The 12,979-nt window shown below is 44.8% G+C and carries 12 protein-coding genes; 3 read left to right on the forward strand and 9 right to left on the reverse strand.

The genetic code is table 11. The annotated features are described in order from the left end of the window. Nucleotides 1-10 precede the first annotated feature (10 nt). The 5 genes from nagA to potA are packed head-to-tail and all read right to left on the reverse strand — an operon-like array spanning nt 11 to nt 5,592. A complete protein-coding gene (gene nagA, locus KG118_RS08480) occupies nt 11-1,177 on the reverse strand; it encodes an N-acetylglucosamine-6-phosphate deacetylase (RefSeq protein WP_117710255.1) in 1,167 nt (388 codons plus the stop codon). Between the two features lie 37 nt (nt 1,178-1,214). Further along, nucleotides 1,215-2,549 (reverse strand): ABC transporter substrate-binding protein, encoded by a 1,335-nt coding sequence (locus tag KG118_RS08485; protein WP_117710254.1) that lies wholly within the window; start codon nt 2,547-2,549, stop codon nt 1,215-1,217. Nucleotides 2,550-2,583: 34 nt separating this feature from the next. Then, nucleotides 2,584-3,375 carry an ABC transporter permease gene (locus KG118_RS08490; protein WP_117710253.1) on the reverse strand — a complete coding sequence of 264 codons (792 nt, stop codon included), beginning with the start codon at nt 3,373-3,375 and terminating at the stop codon, nt 2,584-2,586. After that, nucleotides 3,372-4,172: an ABC transporter permease gene (locus tag KG118_RS08495; RefSeq protein ID WP_117710252.1), complete on the reverse strand. Its 801-nt coding sequence runs from the start codon at nt 4,170-4,172 to the stop codon at nt 3,372-3,374. The genes KG118_RS08490 and KG118_RS08495 overlap by 4 nt, the downstream gene beginning before the upstream one ends. Nucleotides 4,173-4,194: 22 nt before the next feature. Further along, nucleotides 4,195-5,592 carry a polyamine ABC transporter ATP-binding protein gene (potA, locus tag KG118_RS08500; RefSeq protein ID WP_117710251.1) on the reverse strand — a complete coding sequence of 466 codons (1,398 nt, stop codon included), beginning with the start codon at nt 5,590-5,592 and terminating at the stop codon, nt 4,195-4,197. A gap of 192 nt (nt 5,593-5,784) precedes the next feature. Between potA and KG118_RS08505 the strand changes: the two genes are divergently transcribed. Together KG118_RS08505 and KG118_RS08510 are read left to right on the forward strand one after the other, a co-directional pair. Further along, the gene (locus KG118_RS08505) at nt 5,785-6,546 is read left to right on the forward strand and encodes an SDR family oxidoreductase (protein ID WP_117710250.1); all 762 of its coding nucleotides are present in this window, start codon (nt 5,785-5,787) and stop codon (nt 6,544-6,546) included. A gap of 181 nt (nt 6,547-6,727) precedes the next feature. Then, a complete protein-coding gene (locus tag KG118_RS08510) occupies nt 6,728-7,441 on the forward strand; it encodes a tetratricopeptide repeat protein (protein WP_117710249.1) in 714 nt (237 codons plus the stop codon). A gap of 77 nt (nt 7,442-7,518) precedes the next feature. Here the strand turns inward: KG118_RS08510 and KG118_RS08515 are convergent, their stop codons facing one another. Genes KG118_RS08515 through KG118_RS08525 form a run of 3 tightly spaced genes read right to left on the reverse strand, consistent with a single transcriptional unit; the run spans nt 7,519 to nt 10,702 of the window. Then, nucleotides 7,519-9,528: an alpha amylase C-terminal domain-containing protein gene (locus KG118_RS08515; protein ID WP_117710248.1), complete on the reverse strand. Its 2,010-nt coding sequence runs from the start codon at nt 9,526-9,528 to the stop codon at nt 7,519-7,521. Between the two features lie 26 nt (nt 9,529-9,554). Continuing rightward, nucleotides 9,555-10,001, reverse strand: a complete 447-nt coding sequence (locus tag KG118_RS08520; RefSeq protein ID WP_009120996.1) for a YhcH/YjgK/YiaL family protein — start codon at nt 9,999-10,001, stop codon at nt 9,555-9,557. A gap of 35 nt (nt 10,002-10,036) precedes the next feature. Further along, a complete protein-coding gene (locus tag KG118_RS08525; RefSeq protein ID WP_117710247.1) occupies nt 10,037-10,702 on the reverse strand; it encodes a DUF2461 domain-containing protein in 666 nt (221 codons plus the stop codon). 298 nt (nt 10,703-11,000) lie between these two features. Here KG118_RS08525 and KG118_RS08530 point away from each other — a divergent pair, with 298 nt between their 5' ends. Further along, entirely contained in the window at nt 11,001-11,240 is a 240-nt protein-coding gene (locus KG118_RS08530) for a DUF6965 family protein (RefSeq protein WP_117710246.1), read from the forward strand. A 28-nt stretch (nt 11,241-11,268) separates the two neighbouring features. Here KG118_RS08530 and KG118_RS08535 read toward each other — a convergent pair whose 3' ends face one another. Next, a complete protein-coding gene (locus KG118_RS08535; RefSeq protein ID WP_117710245.1) occupies nt 11,269-12,966 on the reverse strand; it encodes an alpha-amylase family protein in 1,698 nt (565 codons plus the stop codon). Nucleotides 12,967-12,979: the final 13 nt, after the last annotated feature.

A 12,979-nucleotide genomic window follows, 5' to 3' on the forward strand; every position in this document is an offset into this window, starting at 1 on the left:
GCGAATTAGTTTACTTATAATTCAAGAAACTCTCTTGCACCAGTTTCCCCGCTTGCCATACAGCACGTATGTTCAGTTCCTTATCCAATATCAGGATGTCGGCATCCTTATCTTTCTGCAGAGAACCTTTCCGGTCGTACACTCCCATAATACGTGCCGGAGTTTCAGAAGCCATACGTAAGGCGTCTCCCAACGGGATACCGGCTTTTGTCATGGTACGTACCAACACATCCATAGTAGCAATACTGCCTGCCAGAGAAGACCGGTCGGCAAGTTTGCATACACCGTCCTCAATGATATAGCGGGGATCGTTGATTTCCTTGCCTTCGGTGGCAGCGCAGGAGAGGGCATCCGTTACGAGACAGGTATGTTCCACGCCTTTCAGCTTATATGCCAATCTTAGGATGGTGGATGGCAGGTGGATGCCGTCGGCGATGAGTTCAATGGTCATGCCATCGGTCAGGTAGACGCTCTCCACAGTGCCCTCGTACTTGTATTCGCGGCGTTTGTGGAAGCCTGGCATGGCATTGTAAAAGTGTGCGGCATGGGTGAATCCGGCATCGTAGGCGGCACGGATGCCATCATATTCGGCTTCGGTGTGCGATACGGCTGCCAATATGCCTTTTTCGCGCAGGTAACTTGCAAACTCCAGTGCACCGGGCAATTCGGGGGAAGCATCCCATCGACGGATACAACGGGTACTTTCTACAAGTTCCCGGTATTCTTGTTCGTCAATCTCTTTTACTTGGTCGGCAAACTGTTCACCAGCCATTTTTTTGTTGAGGTAGGGACCTTCGATGTGAAGTCCCAATACGGGGCTGTCAGGCTCTGACATAAGCTGTTCGCACACTTGGACAGCCTGGTGCAGCTTGCTGAACGGAGAAGAGGAAATGGTAGGGTAGAAGCTCGTAGCACCATGATTGAGGTGTGCATTGATGATGTTGCGGAACGCTTCTTCTGTACATTCATTGAAGTCGTGTCCGCCACCGCCATGTGCGTGCATACAGACAAAACCGGGCACGATGTACATACCTTTGGCATCAATGAGCCGTGCGCCGATAAGGGCGAGGTCGCAGTTAGTCACTTCGAGAATTTTTCCGTCGCGCATCAGGACGGAACCTTCATTCAGCCAACCTTGCGGGGTGAATATGCGTCCGTTAATAATTTGAGTAAGCATTTTCAGATTTATGATTTAAGATTTATAAATTATGATTTCAGCGTTGTGATTTCCGTCTCCGGTGGTGGCGCTGTTTGTGCTTGTACTTGCGTATCTTGCCGTACACCAACCAAATGAATAATACTCCGAATACAGAAAATATCAGCAATACGATACCGGTGTTGAGGTTGTCTCCTTTCACGCGGCTCCACATCTCGAGTACGAGTTCGGTACGGTCGCCGAAGTCACGTATCATGGCACAGCGTTCCACTACTTTTCTGTCGGGATATTGTACGGGGTTTATTTGCAGACTGTCTGCACCTACACCTTCACCAAAAAAGTAGCTGAGGTCGGAGCGCGTCTCAATGGAAGTGTCCCGCTTGGCTTCCATAATTTCGGGAGTGGCAACAGCACTTACGTAGCCTATAGCATCCATGTTGCGCAGGGCGATATCTGGTTGACAGAGATAGTTAATGAAGTAGGAGGCAGCCTTTGGATTGCGTGCGTATTTGGGGATTACCCAACCGTCATACCATATATTACTGCCCTCACGCGGCACTTCATAGGCAAGGTCCACGCCTACTGCTCCGGCTTCTTCAATGGCCCATACGGCGTCACCGCTCCAAGTGAGGTTGAGCCAGGTCTTGTTCTTGGTCATCATCTCTTTGCCAAAGTCTGCTTCCCAACCAGATATGTTGGGTTTCATAGCTTTCAGATATTTCTCGGCAAGGACTATGGTCTGTGAGGAATTGTCATTCATAAGTTGCTCTACGGTTACAATACTGTCAGCAAGCTGGCGGGCATGGGCGTAGATAATGGCGGTTCCGTAGGCATCGCGGTAGCTGTCTTTCATCAGGATTTTGCCCTTGTTCTTGGAGTTCCACAGGCAATGCCAGCTGCCGGCTTCGTCAAGAGTGATGAAACTACGGTTGTAGAGGATGCCGGCTGTACCCCACATATAAGGTACTGCATAGTCGGTGGTGATACGTCCCGGTTGACTGGTCTTGTTCAGCTCCCGACGGATGTAGGGGGAGATGTTGGGCAGGTAATCCGGAGTTTTGCCGAAATTGCGGTTGATAGGAAGGAGAAGGTTTTTTTTCAGCATTCGTTCGATGATGTACTCCGAAGGGCACACCACGTCAAAATCCTCATGACCACGCTCTATTTTGGTGAGCATTATTTCGTTAATGTCGAACACTTGGTAAACGAGACGGATATCCTCACCCGTTTGCTGTTTATACCAAGCAGGAAATTCGGCAAGCACATCTTCGTCGATGTAGTCCGCCCAGTTGTAGACTTTCAGTACGTGGCTGCGCTCCTCGCCCGAGTCCTTACAGGAAACGGCTGTGAGGATAAAGCAGAGAAGAAGAAATATGTCTGTAAATCGTTGCATTGTTTTCGTTTGGCAAGTTTATCTTGGCTATATTTTAATTTTTCTGCGCACGTTCCGCACGTTTGTTGATGACAATCAGCAACACCAACACTGTAATGAAAATTATGGTGGACAGGGGACGCAGTTCCGGTGTCAGTCCTCCTTTGCGCGCATCAGCGTAGATATAGGTAGAAAGCGTTTCCAGCCCTTCGTTTCCAATAGTGAATATGGTTACCGCGAAATCATCGATAGAGAGCGTAAAAGCAAGTATAAATCCGCTTATCATTCCCGGAAATATCTCCGGCAGAATTACTTTGCGCAATGCCTGAAAAGGAGTGGCTCCAAGGTCGAGGGCAGCTTCATATACATTTTGGTTCATCTTTTTCAGACGGGGCATTACGCTCAACACCACGTAAGGGGTACAGAACGTGATGTGCGCCAGTACTACTGTGGTGAATCCCTGAGAAATACCGAAACTGACAAACAACAAGAACAGTGACACACCCGTAATGATGTCCGCATTCATCATCGGAATGGCATTAGCGAAGTTCATCACTTGGCGTGTACGTGTACGCAGGTTGAAGATGCCGATAGCTGCGATGCTGCCCAACGCCGTACTGGCGGTAGCAGCTAATATAGCGATGGCAAAAGTGTTCCAAATGGCGTTCATCAGAGAATGGTGCATACCACCTGTAAAGAGTGAACTGTACAGCTTCGTGGAGAATCCTGTCCAGTTACCCAGCACTTTGGCTTCAGTGAACGAGAATATCATTATAATAAGTATAGGCGAGTAGAGCAGCGCAAGCAGCAGCCACAGGTAGCCTTTGGCAAGAATACGTGTCATCATATCACACCTCCGCTTTCATTGGATGCGCCGTCCTCCTCGTTAGTAAAGAGGATGGTGACGCCTATCAGCAATAGCATGATGAGCGACAAGGCTGCACCGTAGTTCCACATTCCGTTGTAAATATTCTCTTGCACGGTCGTTCCAAAGAGTTTGATATTGTTCATCGTCAGCAGTTCGGCAATGGCAAAGGTACTCACCGTAGGCATAAATACCATTACTATACCGCTCATGATGCCCGGCATGGAAAGAGGCAGTATCACTTTACCGAATACTTGCAACGGGTTGGCTCCGAGGTCTTGAGCAGCTTCTATGAGGTTGTGATCCATCTTCTGTAATGTATTGTAGATGGGGTATATCATGAAGGGTAGGAAGTTGTACACCATGCCGAACACGAGCGCACCTTCACCCAGCGGCAGGTTCAGAAAGTCGAACAGCGCTACGGTGGCAAGTGTACGTATCAGTATGTTCACCCACATGGGCAGTATGAAAAGCACCACCATCGTCTGCGAAGTGTTAAACTGTTTCTGACTGAGGATATATGCCGCAGGATAGCCCAGCAACAGGCATGTCAGTGTCGTGATGATGGCTATGCCGATAGAGTACACAAATGTATTCATTGCCTCCGGATGCATCATGAATTTGCGGAAGTTGGCAAAGGTAAAAGCTCCCTCGGCATCCGTAAAGGCATATAGTACAATCAACAGGAGCGGCACTATCACAAATATCAGCAGAAACAGTGCATAGGGAACTGTCCAATTGCGCCGCCGCATGAAAAAAGAAGATAACTTACTTAACATCACATATTAATTTATCGCCTTGTCACTCTATTATCTTATCACCTTTTTTCACCCGTATATTCTCGGGTGCAATCCGTATTCCCACTCTGTCTCCGTCATCCCATACATCGTTGGTGTCTACGAAGATATCTTCGTCCCAATCAGTAAACACAGTCAGGTGGTAATGATTCCCTTTGTAGAGGATAAATTTCACTTCGCCCGTCAGTCGTCCGTCTTCTTCGTTGTCTTCGAGGATAACGTTTTGGAAGTCCACTTCTACCTTTACGGGTATTTCGGGTTGTATGTCGCGTACCGGACTGCACTCGAAGCTGCAACCCAAGAATTCCACATGTGTTTCATCCAAAAGTTTTCCTTCGAAGGTATTGCAGGTGCGTTCTTTCTTCATTACGTGGATGTCGAAGGGCTTTACCAGTAAGCCCACCTCCCTGCCGGCTTCAAAGCAGTGATAATCCTGTACCATCAATTCGTAGCCTTCACGGGTCTGCACCAGCATCTCGTAGTGTACGCCTTTGAAGATGGAACTTGTTACGGTTCCCATCAGCTGTGCCGCATCAGAAGGGTCGAAAATGTAGATGTCTTCCGGACGGATAACTACATCCACCTGTGCCTGTTCTCCGAAGCCTGCATCCACACAGTCAAATTCGTGCCCGCAGAATGCGACGAGCTGGTCGTGCACCATTACACCGTTCAAAATGTTACTTTCGCCGATGAAGTCGGCTACAAAAGAGTTGGTTGGTTCGTTGTAGATGTCTATCGGAGTACCGATTTGCTGTATTTTGCCTTCACTCATTACGACAATGGTGTCGCTCAGCGTAAGGGCTTCTTCCTGGTCGTGGGTGACATATACGAAAGTGATGCCCAGCTTTTGGTGCATCTCTTTCAGTTCCATTTGCATATCCTTGCGCATTTTCAGGTCGAGGGCGGCAAGGGGTTCATCAAGGAGCAGCACTTCGGGCTCGTTGACGATGGCGCGGGCTATGGCAACACGCTGTTGCTGTCCGCCGGAGAGGGAATCCACGTCGCGATCCTCATAGTCGGTCATGCCTACCATACGGAGCGCCTGTTTCACTTTCTTTTCGATAGTGGTGGCGGGCAGCTTCTTCAGCTTGAGACCGAAAGCTATGTTATTAAATACATTGAGATGTGGGAACAAGGCATACTTTTGGAATACAGTATTTACCGGACGGCGGTGGGGAGGTGTCTGTGTGATGTCTTTCCCTGCAATGGTAATCACTCCTTCCGAAGCAGTCTGGAAGCCTGCAATCAGACGCAACAACGTCGTCTTTCCGCAACCGGACGGTCCCAATATCGTTACAAACTCGCCCTTACGGACAGACAAATTTACATCATTCAGTACGGCTTTATCTCCGAAGAACTTTGATACGTGCTCTACACTGATGATGCAGTCGGACTTTTGCATAAGCGTTTCTTACTTTATCCAAACTAATTAAACAAATCTCTACCTGATATAGTCAGTCATAAAAAAGTGGCGCAAAGGTACATATTTTCTTGTAATTTTTAAGGGTTATGAATTATAAGTTATGACTTATTTGCCAATGCTTGCAAATAAGTCATAACTTTGCCGTCCGTAATATTAAATTCCTTATAAGAAATGGAAAAGAAAATCGTACTTATCACCGGCGCTTCTTCAGGTATAGGAGAGGGCTGTGCACGCAAATTTGCTATGAATGGTTACCGCCTGATTCTCAACGGACGGAATGTAGAAAAGCTGATTGCTGTAAAGCATAAACTGGAAGCGGAATACCATGCGGATATTTGCCTGTTACCTTTCGACGTACGTGACCGCCAAGCTGCGAAAGCCGCTCTTGACTCGCTTCCCGAAGCATGGAAGGCGATAGATATTCTCATCAACAATGCCGGACTGGTAATCGGTGTGGACAAGGAGCATGAAGGTAATCTGGATGAGTGGGACATTGTTCTCGATACCAATATAAAATCCTTGCTTGCCATGACACGTCTTATTGTTCCCGGAATGGTGGAGCGAGGATGCGGCCATATCATCAATATGGGTTCCATCGCAGGCGATTATGCCTATCCGGGCGGCAGCGTATACTGTGCCAGCAAAGCTGCCGTAAAAGCGTTATCTGACGGTTTGCGCATCGACCTTGTGGATACCCCCATACGAGTGACTAACATTAAACCCGGTTTGGTGGAGACTAATTTCTCTGTGGTACGTTTTCGTGGTGACAAATCCGCTGCCGATAATGTGTACAAAGGCATCCGCCCGCTTACAGGCGATGACATTGCTGAAGTTGTGTATTTTGCAGCTGCCGTACCCGAACATATTCAGGTGGCAGAGGTGTTAGTAATGCCTACTAATCAGGCTACAGGTACAATTGTTAGCCGGAAATAAGCTCTATTTTGCAACAACAGAAGTGCAAGAGTATACTTGAGCAAAGAACGTATGCCGTTTGTTTACGTAAAATAACACTTGTTATTACTCTCGTAAAAAACCCAAAAAAGGTAAAAAGGTTTTGCTCCTACGCCATAGGCAGCTAACTTTGGAATATCAATATTTAAAATCATAAAAGCATATGAAAAAATTAATCTTATCTCTTGCACTTTGTTGTGCAGCTACTAATTTCTTTGCGCAGAATGCCGATCCTGCACAATTAGTCAACGAAGGTAAAGCCGCACTTGAGGCTAAGAATTATCAAGTAGCATTCACAAAATTCAGCACTTATCTTACACAAACAAACAACCAAGATTCTGTAATTGCATTTAATTGTGGCGTTTGCGCTGACAAAATTAAGAAACCGGCTGATGCCTTAAAATATTTTGATATAGCTGTACAGAAGAAGTATAACTTAGCCAATGCTTATATAGGTAAAGCAGGTGCATTGAAGGACTTGAAGAAGAACGATGAATATGTCGCTACCCTGAAAGAAGGCCTGGAAGCTGTTCCCGGTAATAAAACTTTGACTAAACTGTATGCCACTTTCTATGTAAATCAGGGTATTATGGCACAGAAAGCCAAAAAGAACAGTGATGCGGAAGAGGCCTTCAAACAAGCGCTTGCTATTCAGCCTAACAATATAAATGCGCTCAATAGCTTGGGAACATTGAGTTATAGTCAAGGTGCGGCTCTGTTAAAGACAGATGCTGATAAGGCAAAAGAAGAATTTAAGCAAGCCAAGGAATGCTTGGACAAATTGCTCCCACTGTTATCTGCCGATAAACCGGCTCAAAAGAAAATGAAAGACAATGCAAATACCATGTTGACTTTCATCAATTCTCAGTTGCAGTAAGCCATAAAAAAACGATTGTAAAAAGAGAGGCAGGTACCGGAAGATACCTGCCTCTCTTTTTATGATTATTTCTATATTTATTTAGTTTTTCTCAATACCACTGCGGTACGTGCCGGAATATAGAGCTTCAACCACTCCTTTTTCTCCTTCTTATACAGAGGATCTGAAAGTGTAAAATGTTTCACTGTATCATCAGCAAGACCATTACCGCCATAGTCAGGATTGTCCGTGTTTAATATAACTTCATAAGAACCTGCAGGAACCAAGAATCCGTAATCAGTGAAAGACTGTTTAGGATTGAAGTTAAATACAAATATCAAATCCTTGCGCATATATGCTAAAATCTGGTCTCCGTCATTATGCCATATTTCTTGCACCGGTGTAGCTTGGAAATTCTTTACGCTTTTGATAACTCCCAACATGGCGCAATCAAAATCGCCCAGATAATGGTATGCCAAATTTTTGTTGTCTACCAAATCCCATTGACGACGGGCATACTTACATGACCAGCCATTACCCTCACGAGGAAAGTCTATCCATTCAGGATGCCCGAATTCATTACCCATGAAATTAAGATAACCGCCATTAATAGTCGTTGCAGTCAGCAAACGTATCATTTTGTGTAAAGCAATGCCACGATGTACCGTATAGTTTTCATCGCCTTTCTGCATATGCCAGTACATATCAGCGTCTATCAGACGGAAAACAATGGTTTTGTCACCTACCAATGCCTGGTCATGACTCTCCGCATAAGATATTGTTTTTTCATCTTGACGGCGATTGGTTACTTCCCAAAACATACTGGACGGTTTCCAGTCTTCATCTATCTTTTCCTTGATAGTCTTAATCCAATAATCGGGAACATTCATCGCCATACGATAATCAAATCCATAGCCTCCGTCCTCAAATTTTGCAGCCAAGCCCGGCATCCCCGATACTTCTTCTGCGATGGTGATTGCCTTGGGATTAACTTGATGAATCAATCGGTTGGCAAGTGTCAGATAACAAATGGCATTATCATCCTGATGACCGTTGAAGTAATCTCCGTAATTACAGAACGCCTCACCCAAACCATGACTGTAATATAACATAGAGGTTACACCGTCAAAGCGGAAACCGTCAAAACGATATTCTTCCATCCAATATTTGCAGTTAGACAGCAAGAAATGAATAACTTCATTTTTTCCGTAATCAAAGCAGAGTGAATCCCACGCCGGGTGTTCACGGCGAGCGCCCGGATAGAAATATTGATTCGGATCACCGGCAAAGTTACCCAAACCTTCAACTTCGTTCTTCACTGCATGAGAATGGACAATATCCATGATAACGGCAATGCCCATACTGTGGGCCGTATCAATTAATTCTTTCAGTTCGTCCGGAGTACCGAAACGTGAAGAAGCCGCAAAGAAACTGGATACATGATAGCCGAAACTTCCATAATAAGGATGCTCCTGAATTGCCATAATCTGAATACAGTTATATCCGTCTTTGGCAATGCGGGGGAGAATCTTTTCTTGGAATTCCTTATAACTACCCACTTTTTCTTCCTGTTGCGCCATGCCGATGTGGCATTCATAAATCAGCAACGGGTCAGTGGCAGCTTTAAAAGCTTTTTTCTTCATCTTGTACGGTTTCTCCGGATTCCATACTTGGGCGCTGAATATCTTGGTTTGCTCATCTTGAACAACCCTGTTGGCCCATGCCGGAATACGTTCGCCGCAACCGCCGTCCCAATGCACCATTAATTTATATAAATCACCGTGTTGCATGGCATCAGCCGGCAATTTTATTTCCCAGTTACCGTTTGCTTTGCGTTTCAGACTGTATTTTTTTTCTTCTTTCCAACCGTTGAATGTACCTATCAGGAAAATCTGAGTGGCGTTGGGAGCCCATTCGCGGAAAATCCAGCCATCAGCGGTGCGATGCAGACCAAAATAAAGATAGCCGGATGCAAAATCCGATAATGTTTGTTTTCCCTTGTTGGTCAGCTCCGCCTCTTTTTCAGCAGCATGTTTATGGCGTCCGTTTATGGCATCTGCAAAAGGTTCCAGCCAAGGGTCATTCTTAATCAAATTCAATGTTTCCATAGAGGATTAATTTTGGGTATATGATATTATGCTTTAACTTTTACAATTACTTTTTTCACGCCGTCCGGAGTGATACCCGGAGCGTGTCCGTCTTGCGGGAAGAAAATGGCAAACATACCCGGTTTCACTTCAATGTAGCTTTCCGCCAGACCGGCAAAGAAAGTAATATCTTTTTCCGCATTATAGGGAGCGTCTGCCGGAACACAGTCTTTAGCGGCAGTATAGCCCATTAGTTCAGTACCTGATAGAGGAATTTGGATGTCGATAAAATCTCTGTGGGTTTCCAGCTTTGCATCTTCCTTTGCTTTCGGTTTGGTTTGCGCCACGTTTACAAGCAAGTCCTTACCTTTAAGTTCTGTCTTTCCCACTTCCAAAGCGTTCAAGTCGTGTGATTTCAAAAACTCAATGGCTTGTGCGAATAAAGGATTCAGCGAAGCATATTTCTCTATGTTTTCAAGTCTGTCTACTACCATAATTCAAATGTTTTAAGTTAGTTATAAATAGGTAATTATTCAAAGTCGTCTATTGTATAATTTACAAAGTCCGAAAAGCGTTTCATCTGTTTGAAAATGTCATCAGTACGGTCCAGAAAGTCCGGAGCAAGGAAAAAACTGTCCGGCTGATAGCAGGCAACGGTATATTCCTTACATTGCAGATATTTCAAGTACGGATAATCTTTAGGGAAACCTTTCGGAGCTGTTTTTAGGAAATTCTCTCCGATGACGGGGAAGTATTGTTTGAAAGCTGCATCTTCGACAATCCCACGGAATTCATCCATATTATCATAAACAGCTTGTCTTAAAGCCTTCAGCAGGGGAGAGGGCGGGCAGTAGCTGCCACCTGCCAAAAGGCAGTTTCCCGGTTGCAAATGGACATAATAGCCGCAATGGTCGGATTTTTTTCCCTTGGCATTGATGTAGCCGCCAAAATGATTTTTATAAGGTGTTTTATCTTCCGTAAAGCGTGTATCCCGATAGATGCGATACGTACACTCTTTGGCTTCAATGCCGCGAATACTTTCATCAAATAATGAGATACGGGAGATAATTACTGTCAGCAAGTTCTCAAACTCGTTCCGGGCATTTTCATACTCATCCCGGTGAGCGTTGAACCATTCACGATTATTGTTGGCGGATAGTTCTTTCAGAAATTGAAATATAACAGGGACGTTCATATCATATAAATCCTTATTTCTGCCAAATTTACGGATAATATTTCTAACATACTACAAACAGGCATAAAAAAAAGCATCGGCTCTGGTAAACCGATGCTCCTTACACATTTATCAATCAAACAGACGCTTCTGTTTTTTGATGTACTTACTTATCACAAGCGGGTACGTCTCCTTTAATTAATCTTATATCTAATACTATGAAAAACACATCTATATAACATTGCACTTCCAGATTTTGTTCATAAGGGTGAGGATTACTTTAGCAATTGTTATATCTTTGCAAGAAAATATGTGAGATATGAAAGAATATAAATACGATGAAGAAAGCGTCAATACCTTGATAGAGTGGGCTAAGACAGCGTCATTCCCCGAACAGGTAATATTGAGCGAAGCCGAAAATATTTTTGATGTAAAAAGGTATGTACAGGCCAATCTGAATGACATAGCCGCTCATTATCCGGATGAGTTCTATAATTCGGCTATCACTCATTTATATCGATTAAAGGATAAGATGGAAGGCAAAGATAATGCAGAGTGATTGGTTCACCCTGCATTGTCTTTTCGGCTTATAGTTTAATTTTGAGAATCTTACCGCTGCATCCTTCTACGGACACTTCCGTAGCTTTATAGGGCAATAAACTTATTTTTTCTTCCTTACCGGTCAATAAGTCTACGGCTTGATACTGATCCATCTGCGGTATTTGCAGAAAATCGAAAGCATGGGAAGGAATATTGATTGCAAGGTCTGCCGATATATGGTCGAAGTTTACGACAAACAGCAACAAATCCCGTCCGAACTTACGCAGAAAAGTATATTGCTTATGCTCGTTGAAGCGCCAGCCGTTTACGTTGGCATACATCAAGTCGAAGAAGTCCCCTTGTGAAATTGCCTTTTCTTCGTTGCATAAGGTCAATATGCGTTGGTAGATGCCATACAAATGTTTTTGGTTGTCCGTCAGCATCTTTCCGTCAAATTTTCCGCCATTGCGCCAGCGGCGAATAGTATCTACACTCCAATAATCAAAAATGGTGGTACGTCCGTCTCTGCCACTGAATCCTTCGCTGTCCATACCCAATTCGCCGAATTCCTGTCCGAAATAAATCATCATGGGGTTTACATTCATACACGCCGATACGATAAGGGCGGGAATAGCTTTACGCGGATTACTTGCAAAGAAATCGGAAGCGATACGTTGTTCGTCATGGTTTTCCAGAAAATTCAGCATCCGCTTTTCTATTCCACCCAGACTTTGCCATGCCCGTGTAATGGCGGTAGCGGATTCATTGCCGCAAACTATCGCACGAAGCGTATCATATAATCCCACTTTATCATAGAGGTAATCAAATTTTCCGCGAAACAGGTAGTTGCCGTATTCCTTCGGATTATATACCTCGGCAATAAAGAGCAGGGCAGGGTACTTGGCCTTTACTTGCGGAATAGCCCATTCCCAAAACTCAACGGGAACCATTTCCGCCATATCGCAACGGAAACCGTCGATATTCTTATCCGCCCAGAACATCAGAATGTCCAGCATCTTGGTCCATGTATCGGGAACGGGATTGAAATGGCAAGTACCGCCATTCTGATAATCCACGCCATAATTCAGTTTGACTGTTTCGTACCAGTCGTTGATGTTAGGATATGCGTCAAAGCGGTTGTTACCGGTAGCCTTGGCGGGAAACTCCCTATAAGGTTCGGTGGCAGCGCCTTTCATGTCAAATTGTCCATGCAGTTCCGACTGCGGAATATAGTAAAAATTGTTATAGGGACTGAACGCATAGCTTGTATCATCGTTTGCCCCCAACTGAGAAGTACCGTCCGGCTGCATATCCGAATGATATTGGCGTGCCACATGATTGGGTACAAAATCGATAATAACTTTCAGTCCGCTACGATGTGTGCGTTGTACCAGATTCTCAAACTCTTTCATCCGTTCGGGAACATCCTTTGCCAAGTCCGGATCTACATCATAATAGTCCTTTATCGCGTATGGCGAACCGGCCTTGCCCTTTACGATAGCCGGATGATCGGGCTGGATATTATAGCGACGGTAATCCGTTTGCGTTGCGTGTTCAATGATGCCGGTATACCAGATATGGGTAGCACCCAGTTTCTTGATTTCCCCTAATGCTTTGGCGGTGAAGTCCGCCATCTTGCCACATCCGTTTTCGGCAATACTGCCGTTATTGATACAGTGGTTATTATTATTACCGAATAGTCGGGTAAACACTTGATAGATAATCAGTTTGTTTTCGTCGCTCATTTCTTTTTATTTA

It is taken from the genome of Bacteroides propionicigenes (genome assembly GCF_018390535.1).
Taxonomy (GTDB): domain Bacteria; phylum Bacteroidota; class Bacteroidia; order Bacteroidales; family Bacteroidaceae; genus Bacteroides; species Bacteroides propionicigenes.

Bases quoted from the DNA above. Each gene is read 5' to 3' on its own strand.
- KG118_RS08520 (WP_009120996.1), bottom strand. From the start codon at position 10,001: ATGGTAGTAGACAGACTTGAAAACATAGAGAAATATGCTTCGCTGAAT.
- potA (WP_117710251.1), bottom strand. From the start codon at position 5,592: ATGCAAAAGTCCGACTGCATCATCAGTGTAGAGCACGTATCAAAGTTC.
- KG118_RS08535 (WP_117710245.1), bottom strand. From the start codon at position 12,966: ATGAGCGACGAAAACAAACTGATTATCTATCAAGTGTTTACCCGACTA.
- KG118_RS08485 (WP_117710254.1), bottom strand. From the start codon at position 2,549: ATGCAACGATTTACAGACATATTTCTTCTTCTCTGCTTTATCCTCACA.
- KG118_RS08495 (WP_117710252.1), bottom strand. From the start codon at position 4,172: ATGTTAAGTAAGTTATCTTCTTTTTTCATGCGGCGGCGCAATTGGACA.
- KG118_RS08505 (WP_117710250.1), top strand. From the start codon at position 5,785: ATGGAAAAGAAAATCGTACTTATCACCGGCGCTTCTTCAGGTATAGGA.
- nagA (WP_117710255.1), bottom strand. From the start codon at position 1,177: ATGCTTACTCAAATTATTAACGGACGCATATTCACCCCGCAAGGTTGG.
- KG118_RS08510 (WP_117710249.1), top strand. From the start codon at position 6,728: ATGAAAAAATTAATCTTATCTCTTGCACTTTGTTGTGCAGCTACTAAT.
- KG118_RS08515 (WP_117710248.1), bottom strand. From the start codon at position 9,528: ATGGAAACATTGAATTTGATTAAGAATGACCCTTGGCTGGAACCTTTT.
- KG118_RS08530 (WP_117710246.1), top strand. From the start codon at position 11,001: ATGAAAGAATATAAATACGATGAAGAAAGCGTCAATACCTTGATAGAG.
- KG118_RS08490 (WP_117710253.1), bottom strand. From the start codon at position 3,375: ATGATGACACGTATTCTTGCCAAAGGCTACCTGTGGCTGCTGCTTGCG.
- KG118_RS08525 (WP_117710247.1), bottom strand. From the start codon at position 10,702: ATGAACGTCCCTGTTATATTTCAATTTCTGAAAGAACTATCCGCCAAC.